We start from the raw sequence: 22,068 nt of genomic DNA on the forward strand, positions 1-22,068 counted from the left end.
AGAACAATAAGGAATATGAATCATGAATTTACAAAATCCTAAAAAATTCAAAATGCTTTTGGATCAAGCACACGAAACAGCATTAAATGTACTTCGCCCAATTTCACGTAAGTATGATAAAGCTGAACATGCTTATCCTAAAGAACTGGATATGCTTGCTTCACTACTGGATGGGATGAATGATGGTGGTGATGGCATGAATGCTGGTGCTGCAATCAATAAGCGTGGCAATACTGATAGCAGCAATAAAAATGGCACCAATATGTCAACAGCATTGGGTGTAATTGAAATGTGTTATGGCGATACTGGCTTATTATTAAGTATGCCACGTCAAGGTTTAGGTAACTCTGCTATTGCAGCGGTTGCAAATGATGAACAACTTGAACGCTTTAAAGGTACTTGGGCAGCAATGGCCATTACTGAACCAGGTTGTGGTTCAGATTCGGCTGCAATTCGTACTACGGCGACCAAAGATGGTGATCATTACATTTTAAATGGTGAAAAGATTTTTGTGACATCAGGCGAACGTGCTGATTCTGTTGTCGTTTGGGCAACATTGGATAAAAAACTAGGTCGTGCTGCGATTAAATCTTTTGTTGTGCCTAAAGGTACAGCAGGTATGAAAGTTGAACGTCTTGAGCATAAACTTGGTATCAAAGCATCTGATACAGCAGCCATAAGTTTTATTGATTGTCGTGTTCCTGCAGCGAATCTATTGGGTAATGAAGAAATTGATGTTGCCAAAGGTTTTGCAGGGGTTATGGAAACCTTTGACAATACACGTCCATTGGTTGCTGCCATGGCTGTTGGTTGTGCCAAAGCATCTTTAGAGCGTATTAAAGAAATTTTTAAAGATTCTTTAGATGCAGATTATTCAACACCCTATCTACAAACTTCTCACATTGCGGCACAAATTTATCGTATGGAAGCGGAGTGGGAAGCTGCGCGTTTACTGACCATGCGAGCGGCTTGGATGGCAGATAATAAAAAACCAAACTCTCGTGAAGCTTCAATTTCTAAAGCCAAAGCAGGTCGTATTTGTAATGAAATTACTTTACGTTGTGTCGAGTTGGCTGCAAGTGTAGGTTATAACGAAGATGAGTTATTAGAAAAATGGGCGCGTGATTCAAAAATTCTCGATATTTTTGAAGGCACACAACAAATTCAACAATTGATTATTGCTCGCCGTGAATTAGGTAAATCATCAAGTGAATTAAAATAAACTTCTTGTAAAAAGCCCTTTAGCTTCTCCTTCGAGAAGAAATTAAAGGGAATAAAAAACAATCTTATTCACATCACCAAATAACTTAGAAAAGATAGACTTATACAAAGCATCGTATTATAAAAGTCTATCTTTTTTATTTTTATCAATTTTGATATGTACCAATTAAGACCGATACAAGCCAGAGATAATGCTGAACTTGCACGTATTATTCGTGAAGTTTCTAAAGAATTTGGATTAGCACCTGAATCAGGCTTTGCTGTTGCTGACCCTACTTTAGATCATTTATATGATGTCTATAGTCAACCAAATGCCCAGTATTGGGTTGTAGAAAATCAACACGGACAAATCTTGGGTGGGGGAGGTTTATCTCCGCTTCAAGGTGATAACAGTATTCTTGAAATTCAAAAAATGTATTTTCTACCTGAAATTCGTGGTTTGGGTTTTGCAAAGAAAATTTTACAAGAAAGTTTTTATTTTGCTCAGAAGCAATATTTTAAAGCATGCTACTTAGAAACCACCAAAGAACTTTGGCAAGCTGTGAAGCTCTATGAAAAACTTGGTTTTGAATATCTAGAATCCCCTAAAGGCAATACAGGTCATAGTCATGCTTGCGAAATTTGGATGCTTAAAAAAATTAGTTCTAAGCATCCAGTCTAAATTAATTACTTAAAACGTAAAATTTTCTGATATCTATATAGAGAAATATTTTTATATAGGTCAGATTCTAAATTCCAGCCCACTCAGGTAGTTTTTCTTCTAACCAGAATAATGCGGCATGACCTATTTCTTGATTTTGATCATCAAATATTTTCCAAACAATACCATTTTGGATCATAAATAAATCACCATTTTTTTTCACTCGTGGCCCTTTATAATTCATTGCAATACCATTTTCTTGTACGATATTTAACAATCTTGATCTTTCAGCTCTATCTATTTCGGAAGCACTCAATTTAGATTTTAAATTTAAAAACTCATCCAAAGTATATCCAAATGTCTTTATTGCTTGTTGATTAGCATAAATAAACGTTGGTTCTACATCATGCTTATGAGCAAGTAAATGGTATGGTGCGAATTGATCTATCCATTCGAAAAAATCAGATGTTAAGTCTGGGCTTGGTAGATTACGCCCCATATATTTTAAAAAACTTTGATTAATGTACATCAATAGTGTTTCTACTTTCATAAATTATGTACTCGAGGATTAATTCCTAGCAATTGATCGGGATCAACAGGTATCTCTACTAATAATGATTGTTTACAATCAAGAGCTATATTTAAAATTTCGCTCAGATTAGATAAATCTGGATTTAATTTTCTGGCTTGCCAACCGTTTGCTTGAGCCAATAAGCAATAGTCAATTGGAATAACACTTGCATGCCAATATTCAGGCGATGTTTCGCTTAAAATTGTCTTTAATCCCTGCTCTACAATTGAGAACATCTGATTATTCAAAACAAATAGAGTGATTCCTAAATGTGCAGCTTCTGCTAATGATCCTGAAAACAATTTAAAACAACCGTCACCCGTGAAAATAAAGACATGCTGAGTGGGTTTAGCTAATTTTGCGCCAATAGCTGCACCCAGTGAATATCCCATTGCAGAACCTCTATAAAGTGAATAGAAATCAACGTTATTATGAGGTCGTTGAGTTACATATTGACGATCTTTATAAGCTAGGCACACATCACTAAACGCTATTGATTTTTCTGGCCACCATAAATCTATCTGTTGATAAAAATGTTCCATATTTACATATTTCTGACAAGGAGGAGTAATTTGTCGAATATTCAAATTCAATGGAGCTACTGGGGCATTTAAGTTTTCAAAAATATGTTCTTGGTTTAGTAACTCAGAAATCAATTCATCTAAAGCAGCATATAAATGGATATACTCATTCTGAGCACGGTGTTCAAATGTCTGATTAATTTGGCCATAGGCATTTAAAATATGCCCACAGAAAAAAGTTGAACCCGCTGTAAAGTTTTTTAAATTAACGGTATATTCATCTGGGCAAGCGCCCAATACCAATAGGACATCGTCTTCATTCAGATTCTGAAAGTGGTTAATCGCCAAGTCGTTACCACCAAATCCAAGGTATCCATAAGAATATGGATTATTTCGATCTACTGCATTTGCCCCATTCATACTCCATACTAAATAAGGTTTTATTTTATCAGCAAGGTTATTCAAGAGAGTTTTGGCATTCGAATATCTTGCCATTTCCTCACCAACTAAAATTGTAATTTTTTTATTTTTAGACATTTTTATAAGTTTAGAAACAAACATTTTCATTTCTAAGCTCAAATACTCCTTAAATTTTGGATGAAATATTTTTATTTCATCTTTAGTATTTAAAATAGGCTGTGAGAGTACAGAATGGATAAGAACAAAAACAATAGGTTTAGAGTTAAATAATCGTTCTTCAGCTAAAACCAATAAATTTTTAATCGTTGTTACATCATCAAAAACAAAAACACTTTCAGGTGATTCAGCTTTAAGTTGCTCAATCATATTATTCCCAAGCGATGAACTATCTTGTAACGGAGCTTTTCCAAATAAGTCTTTATCATAAGCAGGGACAATATATACAGCTGGAATATCATGTAATTTAGCATCACTCAGTCCACATGTAAGAAGTTTTGTTGCCGCTCCTAGAGTTGCTACACTGGCTGCAATTTTTCCAGTAGATAAGTAATATCCTAAGGGTACAAAACCTGCACTATATTCTGCTAAAGTAAAAAAACGAGTTCCATTATTTTTTAATTCTGACCAAGGAGAGATGTATTTAAGAAAATGTATGACTCCTCCTCCTGTAACCCCGCTAAAAAGTTGTATATCTAAACGTTGGAAAAATTCAAATAAAACCTCATACCCTGTTAAGGAAAAAGTCGTATTTTCTCTACTCATGGTTAATGTCCACTTTTATTAGAAAATAATAAATATCACATTAATTTAATGATTATCAGGCTATTTTTTCTACTAAAAACACATATTAAATAGATAATGACGAGTACTTAATATTTTAAAAATTTTATTATCTACAGAGCCCTGTTATTCTTATATTCACTCTACAGACAATGCCTAATTTTTACTTGCTATCATCATATTTTTAACTCATGTTACTAAAATGAACTCCTACCTCACTAAGAATTAGTCAAACTTCCATCAAAATAGTTTTAGATCTATATCAGACGTAAAAAAAGCTCAAAATGAGCCCTTTTTATACCTAAGATACTGTTTAGCTGAGTAACTTATCCAGAACACCAAATTTTTTAAAAAGCTTTGTGCGTCGTTTTGGATGAATATTGGCTTTATTTAAATCCCCTTGATAATGATCAAATACTCGCTTATCCATCATCTTAAACCACAAAGATGGAATAAGTGCGGGTAACAGCATACTTGCATATCCACTTGGCAGTTCCGGCGCTTCATCAAAATGTCGCAATGCTTGGAATGGACGTGTTGGATAAGCATGATGATCTGAATGGCGCTGTAATTGATATAAGAATAGATTGGTCACAATATTATTATTGTTCCAACTGTGTTCAGGCATCGTCCGCTCATATTTACCTTGTTCATCTTTTTGACGCAACAAACCATAATGTTCAATATAATTAATGATTTCGAATAAACCAATACTATATGCAGATTGCGTCAATAAGTAAGGAATCGTCTCTTTGCCAAATAAGGCAATCATTGAACCATGAAAAGCTGCCGTCATACTCCACCCTTGCAAAAGCTCATTGTCTTTCGACCAGAAAGATAAATTTTTACGTTTTAAACGGCGTGTTTCTATTTCAACCGCAGATTTAAATGAGCCTATCACTGTCCGTGGTAAGAACTCATAGAATGTTTCGCCCATTTTTGAAGATGCAGGATCCTCTGGCGTTGCAGCACGCTTATGGTGCCCATACGGATGTTCAATACGGAAATGATTATACGCTGATGGTACAAGTGCCAAATGTGAGAGTAAATGATCGATACGACTAGATTTATGGCTAAGTTCATGCGCTGTATTAATGGCAATCCCATTGATTGCTCCCATCGACATTCCCAACAAGATTTTATCTAATAGTGAAGTATTTTTACGACTCACTAAGTAGCATGCATATACATTGGCGATATATTGTAAGGGAATAAATGTTTTGACCAAGCGTGCATAATAAGGATCTTGTTCAAGGAGTTTAATATCTTCAGCAGTTGGATTGTTTTTATCTTTACCAATCAGCGTATCAATTGTTGGAATAATCACATGTAAAACTAAAGGACCACCAATTGCGAATAATTTTTTCAACGGACGTGGTGCAAATTGATAACCTGCTAGAATCCCAATCCCAATAACAGGTAATGATGGACTAATCGCCCACAAATAGCGCTTTTTATCGAGTGCTAATCCTGATTTAGCAACAGCGTCATGTAATTGTTGTTCTGTAATTTGTACTGGTGCATTCATCGCTTCATCTTCCATATATTACTGCTTATGTATATATTTCAATATTCAAGCGTACAAAGACAGTTGTAAGCGTCCAAAAAACCTATGAAAAAGTCTTTGGCATCTTCTACATCGCATTTGTCCTTTTCGCACATGTATTATTTTTATTTATTTTATATGCTTATAAAAATAGGATATTGAACTCATTTTATGGATGCATTAAGCAAAATTTTTGAGGATATTCATCTCATTCATTCTGAATATATTTATTTACAGACTAAAGGAAACTGGTCTTTTTATAGTCCTGAACAATCAGCTGTAATTGCTCATATTGTGCTTTACGGACAAGCACATCTTAGTTTTCCAAATCAGCTTCGTTTAACGCTACAAACAGGAGATATGCTGCTCATTCCTTCGGGGCTTGAACATCAAGTGATGAGCCAAGCAAATCATAAATTACTTGAATCCATCAATATTGAGCCTTTATTTAATGGTTTAAGACATGATGCAATTGAATTTGGACAAGGTGAGCATGAAAAAACCTTAATTCTCACTGTGCGTTGTCAAATGAATGCAATTATGGCTCGCCCTTTGGTTAATGCCTTACCACCCTACCTACATATTCAAAATGCATTGAGTCATGATGCACCTGAGTGGCTCAGAATTGGGCTTTATTTTGTGTCATCCGAAACACAGCGTGCATCTGCGGGTCGTAATAAAATTATGGATCATATTGTCAGTATTATGATGATTGAATGTGTACGTGACTATATTCAACAACTGCAAGATGATCAAAACAACTGGCTGAATGCACTGATTCATCCTGAACTTGCAAATGCATTGGCTGTAATTCACAGTCAACCTGAACTTGCTTGGACTGTAGAAAGCTTAGCCGAAAAATGTTGTATGTCCCGCTCTAAGTTCGCCAGTTTATTTAATCAAATTGTTGGTGAGACACCACTGGCATATCTGCAACAGCATCGTTTACGTTTAGCCAGCCAACTGCTTAAACAAGGTCAACTTTCCATCCAACAAATTGCGCATCAAGTGGGTTATTCTTCTGAAACAGCTTTTAGTCAAGCCTTTAAAAAGCAGTTTGAACTCAGTCCTAGTCAATATAAACAACAAGGTTAAAAAAATGGTTAAAGCTTAGGCTATTTAAAAGGTCTATTTTTTATAATCTAAAATCAAAAGCTTATAAATATCCAATTCTGAAAAAATGAAGCAATAAAAAAAGCGCCTTAGCGCTTTTTTTAAATCAATTAATTATTTAATTTTAGCATGCGATTTTAAGTATTCTGTGTAATCTGCCAATGCTTGTTGACCACGCAATTGTTGATATAGCTTCGCCAACTCTTGAATTTGAGCAGGTGTAAGAGAATCAACAGGTGCTTTAGTTACTTCAGCAACAGCAACGACAACCATTTCATTGGGTAATGATACTGTTGCAACAGACCACATCCCTGCTTTTGGAACGGGCACACTGAAAGCAACACGTTCAATTTCACGTTTTAAACCTTGTGAACGTGTAAATACACCTGCGTGTTCAAATGCCAATGCATGTTTGCTTAACACTTGCTGAGCAGGTTGTGCTTTAAAGTCCGTCAACATCGTCGCGACTTTCGCTTTTGCAGCTTCATAAGCTTTTTGATCAATCAGTTTAGCTTTTACTTTTGCAGTCACTTGAGCTAAAGGTTGTACACCTGCTTCATGGTAATTACGCACTTTTACCCAAACAGTATCACCATTCGCCAACTGAATATTGCTTGATGCATTTCTGTCACCATTTTTAACATCATCGTTAAATAGTTTTATTTTAACGTTAGGATCCGACAAAATTGGATCTTTTGTTAACAATGACACTGCATTCACAGAAGTAATTTTTGCGTCTTTCACTTCTTGTGGAATGGCATCTAAAGCATCACCACTTACGACCAACTCATTTAAACTATTTACTGTATCTGAGTAAATATTAGCAGTTTTAGCCTTGATCACGTCTGCAATTAAATCTGCTTTTTTCTCTTCAAAAGAAGGAATCGCAGTTGCAACTGTATTTGCCTCAATTAAATGATAACCAAATTGAGTTTTAACAGGTTTTGAAACTTGACCATTTTTAGAGGTGTTTACAGCATTATCAAAAGTATCCCCAAAGAATCCAGCAACATACGAGTCTAATGAACCGCCTTTTGTTTTAGAGCTTGGATCTTCTGAAAATTGCGCTGCAGCTTGGGCAAATGGCATACCCGCTTGAATTTTTGCATAAACTTCATTTGCAAGCTTTTCAGCATCAGCCGCAGAACGAGAATCTGTTGTAATTAAAATATGCTTAACTTCACGTTTTGCATCTTTATTTTGCTTATCTACAAATTGCGTATACGCTTGTTTCAATTCTGCATCTGTTGGTGTCACATTTGGCTTAGCCACCATTGCAGGCATTAAAACTACATAATCAACATCAACCGAAGCTGTTTGTTTAAACTGATCTTTATGCTTGTTGTAATAATCTGTGATTTCTTGATTTGAAACCTGAACATTTTTCTTATAATCATCTAATTTCACACTAGATAAAAATAAATTACGCTTCTCTGATTGCAGATTCGAAATTTGTTCAACATCAAGCTTACTCACCAAAGAATTATCAAGAATGCTGCTTGTCAGCATTTTCAAAGCATGATCTTGGCGTAAATTTGCAATGAGTGCCTGACTGGTCATACCAATAGAACGAAGATAATTACCATACAAGTTTTCTGAAAATTTACCATTTTCTTGGAAACTTGGTTGTTGTGCCAACATTTGTTCAATTTGAGAATCACTTAATGAAATGCCCAGTTTGTCAGCCTGTTGAATTAAAAGCGCACGTGAAATTAAACCATCCAGTGCAGCATTTTGAATAAAAGATTGATTCAATAAAGACTCATCACCCTGAGCCATTGATAAATACTGATCTTTATAATTTTTCGTCTGAGCTTCTAGGTCTTTTTTAGAGATATCTTGACCATTGACTGTTTTGGCTACGTCTGCTTTTTGTCCCCCACTAAAATACCCCTCAATACCGACTAAAGCCAAAGGAGCTAAAAATAAAATGAGTAGGAGTTTACCGAGCCAACCCCTTATGACTTTACGAAACGATTCCATAAGTATTCCAATATTTTATTTCGTACGGATTCTAACTGATATTCGAAAATGAATGAATGCGCAATACATTATAATTTTAGATATTTCATAAAAAACGCGCCATAAAGGCGCGTTTTGGCAACTAAAAGATTATGCTACAGAATCTTTTAAACCTTTACCTGCTTTAAAGCTAGGTACTTTGCTTGCTTTAATTTGTAGTTCTTCACCAGTTTTAGGGTTACGACCCGTGCGAGCTGCACGATCTTTAACGCTAAATGTACCGAAACCCACTAAAGTGACAGTGTCACCTTGTTTCAATGCTTCACCAATTGAAGCAATAGTCGCATCTAATGCTTTACCAGCATCGGACTTAGACAATCCCCCTTTCTCTGCAATCGCGTCGATTAATTCTGATTTATTCATGAAGATTACGTCCTCTTATATCGTTCGTTTAAGATTCAAGGCTGTAGTTTAAAAGGCCATGACGACTTTATAGCAATGCTTTGGGGGAAAACGCAAGACTACAAACTCGCTTTTCACAAAAATAACCGACAAAAAATGCAAAAATAGGGATTTCCTTTATCTCATCATCATTTTTTTTGTATTTTTTCTTTCAATTTTTGATTTTCTTCAACCAAAGCATCTACCTTAGAATGCAACTCTAAAATCAAATTTTCTAAATGCTTTAAATCTTTTGCAGTCACTAAACCAATTCGATTTAATGAATGATTTACACGTTGGTCTAATAGCTTTTCAACTTTATCTTTAGTATCAGTCACAGATTCTTTGGTTTTTTCTGCAACTTTATTGACAGCATCATCGGCTAAATCGACAGTTTTCGACTCTAACTCTTCACCGACTTTGACTAAAGTATCAAATAACTTATTACCTTCCTCTTCTGCTCTAGAAAAAGCGCCTAAACCTGCCAACCAAATTTGTTTTGTATATTTTCTAAAATCTAATGCTGCTTTACGAGATGATTTAGAGCTCACTTGGTTCATATCTTTCACATTTTCTTCAGAATTTTCTATGTGATCATCTTTACTATCTATTCCCATAGACTTAAACTCCTCAATGTTTTTTTGGCTTTCGTGGCTAATTATGTACAAAATACCATTATATTAACAAATAAAGCTCTTGAACGTTTTGTAAAACTGTTCTACAAAGCAAAGTATTGTTATTTTTGCACACGTTAACGCTCCATCACAATTTAATGAGATTGGATTCTCTATTTTAGCTATAGGATTTTTTTATGGATGATTCGCAACAAAAACAAGGTCAAACTCGTTTGTTGCTGAACATTGTCATGATTATATTAGAGACAATATATTCTTTCGTATTGAAGCATGATCGTGTTGTTCGCTTACAAGCCAAAAAATTTGTCGAACAACAAATCACGATCCGAATGAATAGCTACATTCCTTATTTTGATTTTTATATTCAGTTCACAGACAAAGGGATTTTGTTTGATTTAAAAGAACCTGAAAAATCTGTTGATCTTTCAATTAGCAGTACCATCATTGATTTTATTCAAATCTTTGTATTTGCCAATAAACGCAGTATGAAAAAAATGCGTTTAGAGGGTGATTCAACTTTAAAAGATGAATTTCGTGATTTAGTCATGCATTTAACCATGCCCAAATTAATGTCGGATTGGACAAAATGGCTGACCAACCCTGATGATGATCAACGAACAACCGCTTCAAAAAAACGAATTGCTCCTTTATTAGAAAAAATTGATCAACAACGTTCTAGAATCAACACATTACAAGTTGAAGTTAAGCAATATCAAAATCGCGTTAAAAAACTTGAAAAAAGCAAAAAGCGCATGAGCGTGGCTTTTTATGTAACTGGAATTCTATTTATTATGTTAATAGTGTACAATTTATATGTAATTTTTAATTAATTTTAAGAACAAACATCAATTTACAATTAATATGAAGAATCCTGACAAATTTAGTAGGAATTCAATAGAAAATACTTGACTAATTTAGTCAGGATTCATAAAATCAAAGCATCTAGTCTAAACATGTGTATCGAATCATGCGCTTAACCACTCGCGGTCGCTACGCAGTGACTGCTCTTCTAGACCTAGCTTTGCAGCCAATTGAACAAACGATCACGCTTGCAGAAATTGCAACACGCCAAACGATCTCAGTTGCCTATCTAGAGCAATTATTTGCAAAATTAAAGCGTCACGGCTTAGTTTCCAGTGTACGTGGTGCAAATGGTGGATATCATCTTGCGCGTAGTGCTAGCGAAATTACTGTTTTAGAAATCATTGAAGCTGTAAACGAAACTGTAGATGCAACTCGTTGCGACCATAAAGGCAACTGCCAAAATGGTGCGATGTGTCTAACGCATGATTTATGGCAAGAACTCTCCCTCCACATTGCCGATTATTTAGCTAAAATTTCTCTTGCTGATCTCGTCGCTCGTGACAATGTACAAACCGTTGCCATTCGCCAAAATCCAGCAAGTTTTGATTCAGCCCTTTTATCGGTTACAGGTATTTGACATGAAACGTCCAATTTATCTTGATTACGCAGCAACGACACCTGTCGATCCTCAAGTCGCAGAACGCATGATGGAGTGTTTAACGTTTGACGGTACATTTGGTAATGCAGCGTCTCGTTCACATGCTTATGGTTGGCAAGCAGAAGAAAAAATTGAATATGCACGCGAACAAGTTGCTAATTTAATTAAAGCAGATCCTCGTGAAATCGTTTGGACATCTGGTGCGACAGAATCTGACAACCTTGCACTAAAAGGTGTTGCTCAGTTTTATGTATCTAAAGGCAAACATATTATTACCAGTAAAATTGAACACAAAGCAATTTTAGATACTTGCCGTGAATTAGAGCAAGAAGGTTTCGAGATTACCTATATTGAACCTGAACCAAAAACAGGTTTGATTACACCAGAAATGGTTAAAGCTGAACTTCGTCCAGACACCATTCTTGTTTCCCTGATGATGGTTAACAATGAAATTGGTACAGTGACAGATGTTGCCGCAATTGGCGAATTAACTCGTGCTAATAAAACCTATTTCCATGTAGATGCTGCTCAAGCCGCAGGTAAAGTTGAAATCGATCTTTCTACGATGAAAGTTGATTTAATGAGCTTCTCTGCTCACAAGATTTATGGACCAAAAGGCATGGGTGCACTTTTTGTATGCCGTAGCCCACGTGTTCGCCTTAAAGCACAAATGCATGGCGGTGGTCATGAACGTGGTATGCGTTCTGGTACCCTCCCTACTCACCAAATTGTCGGTATGGGTGAAGCATTTGAACTTGCAGGTAAAAACTTACATGCTGAACAAACGCGTTTACGTGTATTGCGTGACAGATTGTGGAATGGTCTACAAGGTTTAGAACAAGTCTTCCTGAATGGTCACCCAGAATTCAACGTTGCAAACTATCTCAACGTCAGCTTTAACTTCGTTGAAGGCGAATCATTGATGATGGCATTGAAAGATGCTGCAGTTTCTTCAGGTTCTGCATGTACTTCTGCAACACTTGAACCATCTTATGTACTTCGTGCATTAGGTTTGTCTGATGAGCTTGCTCATAGTTCAATTCGTTTCAGCTTTGGTAAATACACCACTGAAGCAGATATTGATCATGTATTAGAAGTGACGAAAGCTGCTGTACAAAAATTGCGTGATCTTTCTCCACTTTGGGATATGTACAAAGACGGTATTGATTTAAGCACAGTTGAATGGGCTGAACACTAATCATTTGAAGGCATCTTTGTGATTTTATTCAATTGTAAATCACTCAGATGCCCCCATATATTTATTAAGAATATTCGTCGTTAACAATTATTGTTATCAACGGCTGACCCCGAGGTTTGGAGACGCATCATGGCTTATAGCGAAAAAGTAATTGATCATTACGAAAACCCTCGTAATGTTGGTGTTTTAGATAAAAATGCTGAAAATGTTGGTACAGGTATGGTCGGTGCACCTGCATGTGGCGATGTTATGCGTCTTCAAATCCAAGTGAATGACGATGGCATTATTGAAGAAGCACGTTTTAAAACTTATGGTTGTGGCTCAGCAATTGCTTCTAGTTCATTGGTTACAGAATGGTTAAAAGGTAAATCTTTAGATCAAGCTCAAGCCATTAAAAATATTGACATTGCGACTGAACTTGCGCTACCACCTGTAAAAGTACACTGCTCTGTTCTTGCTGAAGATGCAATCAAAGCCGCTGTACAAGACTATCGTAGCAAAAAAGTAAAAGTTTAATTTTACCCAGTTGATAAATGGAGTTTTCATGATCAATCTAACCGAAAGTGCTGCAACTCATATCAGCAATTACTTAAAAAATCGCGGTAAGGGTGAAGGTATTCGCGTTGGCGTGAAAACTTCAGGCTGTTCTGGTTTGGCTTATGTACTTGAATTTGTAGATGATATCGATTTACATGACCAAGCTTTTGAACAGTTTGGTGTGAAAGTTTTCGTTGATCCGAAAAGCCTTGTCTATTTAGAAGGCATGGAAATGGACTATGTAAAAAATGGTCTTAATGAAGGTTTCGAATTCAATAACCCCAATAAAAAGGGAGAATGTGGTTGCGGTGAATCTTTCACAGTTTAAAACACATTAACTTTCTTTTTCCCTTAAAACAGTGTTATGCACTGTTTTAATCACATTTATTCTCTTTAAAATCGCGGATGAGTATTTCCAATGAATCATTTTGAGTTGTTCAATCTCCCTGTAGCACTCGATATTGATTTAGCAAACTTAAAGACTCATTTTTTAAATTTGCAGCAACAATATCATCCTGATAAAGCTGAAGACAAAGATCAAGCCTTGATTAAATCAAGCGAAATCAATCAAGCATTCAAAACTTTATCGAACGTTGACAGTCGTGCAGCCTATTTACTTGCACTCAAAAAGCAAGACCACCATTTAGATCAATCGATCAGTGATTTTGAGTTTTTACAATCTGCATTAGAAATTCGTGAACAACTTGATGAAGCAACGGATACTGAGCAATTACAATCATTGAAAAATGAAGTAAATCAGTGGATTGAAGGTTTAGTTCGTGAGTTTAAAATTGATTACGTAGATGAAGACTGGGCTGAAGCACGCGACACTGTTCGTAAATTACGCTTTTTCCAAAAAGTTATGAATGACATCAATAAAGCAGAAGATCACATGCTTGATGATGAAGATTTTGATTTAGATGATGACTATTAATTTTACTTTTTTGACTTATTTTCAAGGGATTTAACACATGGCACTCTTGCAAATTGCAGAACCTGGACAATCAAGTGCGCCACATGAACACCGTATTGCAATTGGCATAGACTTAGGTACAACCCACTCTTTAGTTGCCACGGTGCTTTCTGGTCAAGCCAAAGTTCTGAATGATGAGCATGGTCGTGTATTACTTCCTTCTATTGTTCATTATTCAAAAAATACCACAGAATATGGTGATGCGGCTAAGCCCTTCATTACTACAGATCCTAAAAATACACTGGTTTCTGTAAAGCGTTTCATGGGTCGCTCAAAAGCGGACATTAAATTTCAACACCCGTACACTTTGGTCGGTGAAGATAATCAGATGCCTGCTTTTGAAACCAACCAAGGGCGTAAAACACCTGTTGAAATTTCTGCTGAAATTTTAATCCAATTAAAAGAACGTGCTGAAACAAGTTTAAAAAATCCGATTAATGGTGCAGTCATTACTGTTCCTGCTTATTTTGATGAAGCTCAACGTCAAGCGACACGTGATGCAGCCCAATTGGCTGGTCTGAATGTTTTACGTTTATTAAATGAACCTACAGCAGCTGCCGTTGCTTATGGTTTAGATCAAGAAACCAACCTAGCCACTGATAACAACTATGTGATTTATGACTTAGGTGGCGGTACATTTGATGTTTCAGTTTTACGTTTCTCACAAGGCGTTTTTGAGGTTCTAGCTACGGGTGGTCACACAGCACTCGGTGGCGATGACTTAGATCGCTTAATCGTGAAATGGGCAAAAAAACAACTCAAAATTGAAACATTAGATGATGCAGAATATGCACACTTTATTGTTTCTGCGCGTAAGGCTAAAGAAGCTTTAAGTGATAAAAATACAGTTGATTTAAAAGTTTTAGATCTGGTTTTAACATTAGATCGAACAACATTTGAAGATATCATTAAAGTGGCTTTAGATAAAACCATCAGTGTCTGTAAACGTGTTTTACGTGATGCGAAACTTGATCTAGATGACATTCAAAATGTTGTTTTAGTTGGTGGTTCTACACGTTCTTATGCTGTTCAAAATGTAGTTCGTGAAGTTTTCAAACAAGAACCACTATGTACAATTAATCCAGATGAAGTTGTTGCAATTGGTGCTGCAATTACTGCGAATCAATTGATTGGGAACAGCCAAGATGGTTCTTTATTGCTTGATGTTACCCCACTTTCACTTGGTTTAGAAACTATGGGTGGTTTGGTTGAACGCTTAATCTCTCGTAATACAGCCATTCCTGTTGCACGTCGCCAAGAATTCACCACCTATCAAGATGGCCAAACAGCCATGTTGATTCATATTGTGCAAGGTGAACGTGATTTAGTTGAACATTGCCGTAGTTTAGGTCGCTTTGTCTTACATGGCATTCCACCTATGACTGCTGGTCAAGCACGAATTGAAGTGACTTTCCAAGTTGATGCAGATGGCTTACTCAGTGTTGCAGCCAAAGAAACAACGTCTGGTGTCAATGCATTTATTGATATTAAGCCTTCTTATGGCTTGTCTGATGATGATATGCAACGCTTACTAATTGATGGTTATAAGTTTGCTGAAGAAGATAAAAATCTTCGTCACTTACAGGAAACCAAAGTTGAAGCGCAACGTGAACTTGAAGCTTTAGTACAAGCTTTAAAAGTTGATTTTGCACTTTTGTCCGATGATCAATTGAATCAATTGAATCAAGCAAAAATCAAACTTGAACAGCAATTGGAAACAACGGACATTACGGCGATTGAAGCTGCTGTAGAACAACTGAAAGTTCATAGTGATGCCTTTGCTGCCGCACGTATGAATCAACATATTGATCATGCATTAAAAGGCACAAAACTTGACGATTGGTCAAACTCAAACTAATTTATAGGTACAGATTATGCCACGTATTAAAGTTTTACCTCATGCCGTGATTTGCCCAAATGGTGCTGAGTTTGAAGTTGAGCCAAATGCCAACTTGTGCCAAAGTTTGCTGGATAATGGTGTCAAAATAGAACATGCTTGTGATATGTCTAAAGCATGTACCACTTGCCATATTGTTGTTCGTAAAGGTTTTGATAACCTTGATGAAATGGATGATGTAGAAGCAGATTTACTGGATCGCGCATGGGGACTAGAGCCAGATTCACGTCTTTCTTGCCAAGTTCAAATCACTGATGAAGATTTAGAAATTGAAATTCCTAAATACACCATCAACCATGCTTCAGAAAATCACTAATTATTTTAGCTTTCTCAGATAAAATAAAACCACTCAAATGAGTGGTTTTATTTTTTGCACTTAATTTAGAGACAGATTAAGCTTTACTCAAATATTTATTTTAAGATCATGATTTATTAAATTGAATACGGTGATTTAATCTCATCTTCCAAATTCAATCTTGCTATACCTTGAGCATTGGTCAGTTGTTGCTGTAATTGAATCCGTTCAATCATTTTTTCCAAGACATCAACCAATTCTGGATACTCATAATTCTGAACTTCTTCCAAATTCAATACCAAATGAAAACCTTTATATTCATAATCAAACCACTGTTGATGCTCATTACGATCTTGTTCATAGCGCTCCATCACCTGCCATGTTTTCACAAGACCTTGAATTCCTTTTAATTCAACTGGTGTCTTAGGCGCACATAAATAATCATTTCTAATGAGCTTATACGTTTCATCTGAAATTAAAATTTCATCTATTTCTGCCGCACCCTGTAAACGCGCTGCTAAATTCGCATCACGCCCAACAATGGTATAGGCCATACGGTGTACAGCCCCATAATTACCAACGTGACAATATCCCGTACTAATCCCCATACGGATATGCAAAGGTGCGTAACCTATTTTAATCCAACGTTCACGCAGAAATTTCATCTGCTGACGCATCGCAATTGCCATATCTACACAATTTTTTGCATCTTGCTCAACGCCTTGAGAATCAGGATCGCCAAAAAAGATTAAAATTGCATCACCCATAAATTTATCTATGGTTGCACCATATTGCTTGGCAATTTCAGTCATATGACTTAAATAATCATTCAGTAAGAAAGCTAAGTCATCTGGAATTAATGTTTCTGATAGCTCAGTAAAACCTTGAATATCTGAGAAAAAAATCGAAATTTTCTTACGTTTATATTCTAATTTTGCTTCTGACTCGCCTCGCATAATAGACTGCCAAAGCTGCAAAGGTGCATAACGGCTCAATTGGTTTGAGAGTTCAATATAACGATTCATTTCTTTAAAATAATTATCTTTCTGAACACCAATAAGCTTGGCACGTCTATTTTGGTAATAATTACCGATATTGATAAAAATCATAATACTTAAAAAGGATAAAACAGAAAGTTCAACACTAGTTTGCTGAAAATAATCTTCAAAACCAAAGATAAAAATAATATTGATATAAAAAACGAGTATTGCAATCAGGCTCGCAAGTGAACCCATCATAAATGAAACTTTATTATTAATTGCAGTGTAGATCAGGCCAAATAATAGGACAAATGTCACAACTAAACTTAAATGCACTGCTGCCAGTGCTGATGCGACAACAACAACATCTATAATAAAATAAACTTTTTTACGAACTTGATTGTCAAATTTATATTGAATCCAGCGCGATAACTTAGGCGTGATCAAAAAAATAAACAGTAAAACAAAAGGAAAATAAATTTGATAATGTGCAATAGGTGAAGTGAAGTAATATACAACCACTATCAAAGCAACGATCATGTATCCCATTAAGCGTTGGAATACTTCAAATTGCCTTGGATCTTTATCAAGCATACGATCTAGTGGCACTAACTCATTCACTCCAATTTCTAATTACAGCACAACATCCTTGTGCAATTTTTTCTTAGTCCATACGCCAATCGAATGGCATATCACCTTGTCCACGTAAAGCCAACATTAACGTTTGACGCATATGAGCCAAAACATCGCTATTATATGGAACAGCTTGCGTACCCCAAACTGGTTTAGGCCAAGCAACATCATTTTGATAACGTACAACATGATGAAAATGCAACTGAGGAACAACGTTTCCAAGTGCTGCAACATTCATTTTATCTGCACGGAATACACGTGCTAACTGGCTAGATAACCAACTAGATTCACGTAAAAATTGTTCTTGATCTGCCTGACTCAACTCATATAGCTCTGTAATTCCAGGTACACGCGGAATTAAAATAAGCCATGGAAATTGCATATCATTCATTAAACGACATGTTGAAAGCGGAAAGTCGCCGACAAAAAAAGTATCTTGAGCAAGTTGTGGATGCAAACTAAACATATCTTTATAAATGACGCAAAATTAGAAGGATGGCTAATACTACCACATCAGTTTTAGCCTGAATATTATTAGTATTGTGTTTTAGTACAAATAAATACAGTTTGACCCGAAAGCGATCACATAAACCCAATAAAGATTCTCATAAATATTTCAAGCCTTTTATTTGCCTATTTAAAAAGCCAAAATCACGCATTTAACCGTGCAATTTTAGCCATTTATAGAACTTTAGCCTAATATTAATTCAACTCATTCAATAATTTATTGAGCAAATCTAAAATAAACTGAATACGCTTTTCATACTCATCTAGCATCACCATGACTTTCAATCGTTGCCCACCTTCCATACGATAATAAGTAGGATGCTTTTGCATTAATTGAATAATACTCATTGCTTGTACGGGCGTATCTGGAGAGAATTCAACATACCCACCATTTGCACCAATATCAACTTTCGTAATACCTAATTGTTCTGCTTTAATTCGAATTTGATGCACATGAAACAGTTGTTTAACCGATTGTGGTGGCACACCAAAACGATCGATCAACTCCATTCGAATATTATCAAGCTTCTCTTGGGTATCTGTATTGCTAATACGCTTATAGAACAGTAAGCGTTGATGCACATCTCCTAGATAATCATCAGGAATCAGAGCTGGCATATGTAGATTAATTTCTGCAGTTAACAATAAAGGTGAATCAAAGTTTGGCGTTTTTCCTTGTTGGATCGCTTTGGTCGCCTTCTCTAACATTTCCATATACAAACTATAACCAATAGCTTGCATTGAACCACTTTGCTGTTCACCCAATAATTCACCTGCACCACGAATCTCAAGATCTTCTGTTGCCAGAATAAAGCCCGCACCTAAATTCGAAGCACGTTGAATGGCATCTAAACGCTTTTCAGCATCACCTTTTAAACCCTTAATTGAAGGCACCATTAAATAGGCATAAGCTTGGTGATGTGAACGCCCAACACGCCCACGCAATTGATGCAATTGCGCTAAGCCCAATTTATCTGCACGTTCAATAATAATCGTATTGGCATTTGGAACATCAATCCCTGTTTCAATAATGGTTGAACACACCAATACGTTATATTCTTTATGATAGAACTGTTGCATCACTTGTTCGAGTTCACGCTCGCGCATTTGACCATGTGCAACAGCGACACGTGCTTCTGGCACTAAATCACGAATATTCTCTGCGGCACGTTCAATGCTATCAACCTCATTATGCAGAACATAAACCTGACCACCACGTAATAACTCACGCAGAATCGCTTCTTTCATCGTTTCATTGGTTTGATCTAATACAAAGGTTTTAACCGCTAAACGACGTGCAGGTGGTGTGGCAATAATAGATAGATCTCGCATTCCTGAAAATGCCATATTTAGCGTTCTTGGAATTGGCGTGGCTGTTAATGTCAACATATCCACATCAGCACGCATCGCTTTAATACGCTCTTTGTCACGTACCCCAAAGCGATGTTCTTCATCAACAATCATTAAACCTAGATTTTTAAATTGGATACTTTCTTGCAAAATTTTATGTGTACCAATCACGATATCTACTTTGCCATCCGCTAAATCTTCAATGGTCTTGGTATGCGCTTTATTTGTCCCAAAGCGAGATAATACTTCAATTCGGATGGGCCAATCTGCAAATCGATCTTTAAACGATTCAAAATGCTGTTGTGCTAAGAGTGTTGTGGGTACAAGTACCGCGACTTGTTTATTATTTTGTACAGCAACAAAAGCTGCTCGCATTGCCACTTCAGTTTTACCAAAACCAACATCACCACAGACCAACCGATCCATAGGTTTTGCCAGTTGCATATCATGTAAAACAGCTTCAATGGCATTGGCTTGATCAAGGGTTTCTTCATAAGCAAAACCGCTTGAAAATTGCATATAAGCACTTTGTTCAACATCAAAACTAATACCCGGTTTTGCTTGACGGCGCGCTTGAAGATGCAATAATTCCGCCGCAACATCATGAATTTGCTCTAAAGCTTTACGCTTAGCCTTACTCCACGCATCTGTACCAAGTTTATGCAAAGGTGCTAAATCTGGATCACCACCGCTATAACGGCTAATCAGATGTAGATTGGTTACAGGCACATAGACTTTGGCATCATCTGCATAATTTAATTGTAAAAACTCATAGTCTTGATCATCAATATTTAAGGTGACCAATCCTGCATAACGACCAACACCATAATCAATATGCACTACAGGTGCGCCAATACTCAATTCAGTCAAACTACGAATGAGAAATTCTTCTGAAACATCTTGTTGACGCTTACGGCGACGCTGAACAACACGATGTTCATAAAGTTGATTTTCAGAAATAACCGAAAGTTGTCCAACAACGACCAAACCACGATCTAGTGGTGCATTGGTGATTGCAATGGAATACTGCGTTTTTTTAAATTCCGCAAAATTCTCAACAACAGGAATATCACCTAGACTGAGTCGTAAAGCATCTTTCAGGGTTTCTCGACGACCCGCACTTTCAGCAACCAATAACACAGGATGATTCGCTGAATCGATGTATTTTTTTACAGCTGAAAAAGGTTTGTCTTGTTTAGGATCTACAGGAAGTTTCGGCGGCTGCTCAACCTGTAAATTAATCACACCTGCTTTTTCAATAATTTCTTCTGTCGATGCAATAATTCTTGCAAAATTATTTAAAGATTCAAAAATTTGATTGGATTGTAAAAATAATGCTTCAGGTGCAAGTAAAGGTTGATCAATATTATGACGCCGATCTTCATAACGACGCATCACATCCTTCCAAAAGTTTGCTAAACCTTCATCTAAATAATTATCTGTAATGATAACAGCATTACTAGGTAAGTACGAAGTAATGCTACTTTGATTTTGCATTGCTTCTTTACTAAAGAAGAGTGGAAAGTAAAATTCTAATCCTGGAGATGCAATACCCTCCAAAACATCTTGATAAATCGGATTTTTCTTTGGATTTGCTGTGGGAAAGCTCTCTGCATAACGATCTCTAAATGTAGACCTAGCTTCTTTCAATGGAAATTCTTTTGCAGGTAAAACTGTGAAACGATCTAGTTTTGTTGTAGTTCTTTGCGTTTCAGGGTCAAAAAATTTCAGGCTATCAATTTCATCATCAAATAAATCGATACGGATTGGCGAATTTTGTCCTGATGCGTAAATATCCATGATACTGCCACGAACGGCAAATTCACCATGATCATAAACTGTATCAACCAAATGATAACCTGCTTGAATCAGTTTTAATTTTTGTTGTTCTAAATCAAATTTTTGTCCAACTTTAATATCAAAATGCTCACCCAAAACCCATGAGGTTGGTGCAACACGTTGTGCCAAAGTAATGGCTGAAATCAGTAATATACCTTTCTTTGGCATATTAGATAGAATAGATAATCTTTCTGAAACAATGTCTTGATGTGGAGATAAACGATCATAAGGCAATATTTCCCAATCAGGAAAAATCGTCGGTTTTACCCCATAAAATTCAAGTTCACTTTCTAATTGCCCCAAGTGTTGGTTATTACGTGCAACCAATACAAATAATTGATCTGACTTTTCTGATATTTCTTTAAATAATAAAGATGCGGACGAACCGAGCATTGAGCCGATCCATCTTTTTTCGCCTACTTTGAGTTGTTTTAAATTGAGTTCAGAAATTTCTTTTTGGAACATAGAGATCGCTTTGGGTCTAAAAGACATGGGCGATATTTTAGCATGCAATTTTTTCTAATTTAGGCAATGTTTGAATTACTGG

General features: G+C 36.2%; 20 protein-coding genes. 11 read left to right on the forward strand and 9 right to left on the reverse strand.

Translation table 11 applies throughout. The annotated features are described in order from the left end of the window. The first annotated feature begins 22 nt into the window (after positions 1 to 22). Positions 23 to 1,222 (forward strand): acyl-CoA dehydrogenase family protein, encoded by a 1,200-nt coding sequence (locus tag B9T35_RS12205; RefSeq protein ID WP_086191381.1) that lies wholly within the window; start codon positions 23 to 25, stop codon positions 1,220 to 1,222. Positions 1,223 to 1,378: 156 nt separating this feature from the next. Beyond that, positions 1,379 to 1,882, forward strand: coding sequence for a GNAT family N-acetyltransferase (locus tag B9T35_RS12210; RefSeq protein WP_086191382.1), 504 nt, complete (start codon positions 1,379 to 1,381; stop codon positions 1,880 to 1,882). A 67-nt stretch (positions 1,883 to 1,949) separates the two neighbouring features. Here B9T35_RS12210 and B9T35_RS12215 read toward each other — a convergent pair whose 3' ends face one another. From B9T35_RS12215 to B9T35_RS12225, 3 genes are all read right to left on the reverse strand, one after another. Next, on the reverse strand, positions 1,950 to 2,411 hold the full coding sequence (locus tag B9T35_RS12215) for an MEKHLA domain-containing protein (protein WP_086191383.1): 462 nt from the start codon (positions 2,409 to 2,411) through the stop codon (positions 1,950 to 1,952). After that, positions 2,408 to 4,135 (reverse strand): thiamine pyrophosphate-dependent enzyme, encoded by a 1,728-nt coding sequence (locus B9T35_RS12220; protein ID WP_086191384.1) that lies wholly within the window; start codon positions 4,133 to 4,135, stop codon positions 2,408 to 2,410. Before B9T35_RS12220 ends, B9T35_RS12215 begins: the two co-directional genes overlap by 4 nt. A gap of 331 nt (positions 4,136 to 4,466) precedes the next feature. After that, entirely contained in the window at positions 4,467 to 5,681 is a 1,215-nt protein-coding gene (locus tag B9T35_RS12225) for an alkane 1-monooxygenase (protein WP_086191447.1), read from the reverse strand. Positions 5,682 to 5,870: 189 nt separating this feature from the next. Here B9T35_RS12225 and B9T35_RS12230 point away from each other — a divergent pair, with 189 nt between their 5' ends. Beyond that, the gene (locus B9T35_RS12230) at positions 5,871 to 6,794 is read left to right on the forward strand and encodes an AraC family transcriptional regulator (RefSeq protein ID WP_086191385.1); all 924 of its coding nucleotides are present in this window, start codon (positions 5,871 to 5,873) and stop codon (positions 6,792 to 6,794) included. Positions 6,795 to 6,926: 132 nt separating this feature from the next. Here the strand turns inward: B9T35_RS12230 and B9T35_RS12235 are convergent, their stop codons facing one another. The 3 genes from B9T35_RS12235 to B9T35_RS12245 form a co-directional block, all read right to left on the reverse strand. Further along, positions 6,927 to 8,795, reverse strand: coding sequence for a SurA N-terminal domain-containing protein (locus tag B9T35_RS12235; RefSeq protein WP_086191386.1), 1,869 nt, complete (start codon positions 8,793 to 8,795; stop codon positions 6,927 to 6,929). Positions 8,796 to 8,924: 129 nt separating this feature from the next. Beyond that, on the reverse strand, positions 8,925 to 9,197 hold the full coding sequence (locus B9T35_RS12240) for an HU family DNA-binding protein (RefSeq protein ID WP_086191387.1): 273 nt from the start codon (positions 9,195 to 9,197) through the stop codon (positions 8,925 to 8,927). Positions 9,198 to 9,364: 167 nt separating this feature from the next. After that, positions 9,365 to 9,775: a phasin family protein gene (locus B9T35_RS12245; protein ID WP_086191448.1), complete on the reverse strand. Its 411-nt coding sequence runs from the start codon at positions 9,773 to 9,775 to the stop codon at positions 9,365 to 9,367. Positions 9,776 to 10,026: 251 nt separating this feature from the next. On the opposite strand from B9T35_RS12245, the gene B9T35_RS12250 reads away from it, so the two are divergent. From B9T35_RS12250 to fdx, 8 genes are all read left to right on the forward strand, one after another. Beyond that, a complete protein-coding gene (locus tag B9T35_RS12250) occupies positions 10,027 to 10,680 on the forward strand; it encodes a hypothetical protein (RefSeq protein ID WP_086191388.1) in 654 nt (217 codons plus the stop codon). A 137-nt stretch (positions 10,681 to 10,817) separates the two neighbouring features. Beyond that, entirely contained in the window at positions 10,818 to 11,291 is a 474-nt protein-coding gene (locus B9T35_RS12255; protein WP_086191389.1) for an Rrf2 family transcriptional regulator, read from the forward strand. A 1-nt stretch (position 11,292) separates the two neighbouring features. Next, positions 11,293 to 12,510, forward strand: coding sequence for an IscS subfamily cysteine desulfurase (locus B9T35_RS12260; RefSeq protein WP_086191390.1), 1,218 nt, complete (start codon positions 11,293 to 11,295; stop codon positions 12,508 to 12,510). Between the two features lie 129 nt (positions 12,511 to 12,639). After that, positions 12,640 to 13,026 (forward strand): Fe-S cluster assembly scaffold IscU, encoded by a 387-nt coding sequence (gene iscU / locus B9T35_RS12265; protein ID WP_086191391.1) that lies wholly within the window; start codon positions 12,640 to 12,642, stop codon positions 13,024 to 13,026. Positions 13,027 to 13,054: 28 nt separating this feature from the next. Continuing rightward, positions 13,055 to 13,375: an iron-sulfur cluster assembly protein IscA gene (gene iscA, locus B9T35_RS12270; protein WP_086191392.1), complete on the forward strand. Its 321-nt coding sequence runs from the start codon at positions 13,055 to 13,057 to the stop codon at positions 13,373 to 13,375. Between the two features lie 90 nt (positions 13,376 to 13,465). Beyond that, complete coding sequence (gene hscB, locus B9T35_RS12275; RefSeq protein WP_086191393.1) at positions 13,466 to 13,981, forward strand: Fe-S protein assembly co-chaperone HscB; 516 nt, start codon at positions 13,466 to 13,468, stop codon at positions 13,979 to 13,981. A gap of 37 nt (positions 13,982 to 14,018) precedes the next feature. Continuing rightward, complete coding sequence (gene hscA / locus B9T35_RS12280) at positions 14,019 to 15,878, forward strand: Fe-S protein assembly chaperone HscA (RefSeq protein ID WP_086191394.1); 1,860 nt, start codon at positions 14,019 to 14,021, stop codon at positions 15,876 to 15,878. A gap of 16 nt (positions 15,879 to 15,894) precedes the next feature. Beyond that, positions 15,895 to 16,233 (forward strand): ISC system 2Fe-2S type ferredoxin, encoded by a 339-nt coding sequence (fdx, locus tag B9T35_RS12285; RefSeq protein ID WP_086191395.1) that lies wholly within the window; start codon positions 15,895 to 15,897, stop codon positions 16,231 to 16,233. Between the two features lie 116 nt (positions 16,234 to 16,349). On the opposite strand, the gene B9T35_RS12290 is transcribed toward fdx, so the two are convergent. The 3 genes from B9T35_RS12290 to mfd all read right to left on the reverse strand — a co-directional run bounded on the left by B9T35_RS12290 (position 16,350) and on the right by mfd (position 21,986). Then, on the reverse strand, positions 16,350 to 17,801 hold the full coding sequence (locus tag B9T35_RS12290) for an adenylate/guanylate cyclase domain-containing protein (RefSeq protein ID WP_086191449.1): 1,452 nt from the start codon (positions 17,799 to 17,801) through the stop codon (positions 16,350 to 16,352). Positions 17,802 to 17,856: 55 nt separating this feature from the next. After that, positions 17,857 to 18,291, reverse strand: coding sequence for an HIT domain-containing protein (locus B9T35_RS12295; protein ID WP_086191396.1), 435 nt, complete (start codon positions 18,289 to 18,291; stop codon positions 17,857 to 17,859). A gap of 236 nt (positions 18,292 to 18,527) precedes the next feature. Next, positions 18,528 to 21,986 carry a transcription-repair coupling factor gene (gene mfd, locus B9T35_RS12300; RefSeq protein ID WP_086191397.1) on the reverse strand — a complete coding sequence of 1,153 codons (3,459 nt, stop codon included), beginning with the start codon at positions 21,984 to 21,986 and terminating at the stop codon, positions 18,528 to 18,530. Between the last annotated feature and the right edge of the window lie 82 nt (positions 21,987 to 22,068).

This window comes from Acinetobacter sp. ANC 3832 (assembly GCF_002135415.1).
Lineage (GTDB): Bacteria > Pseudomonadota > Gammaproteobacteria > Pseudomonadales > Moraxellaceae > Acinetobacter.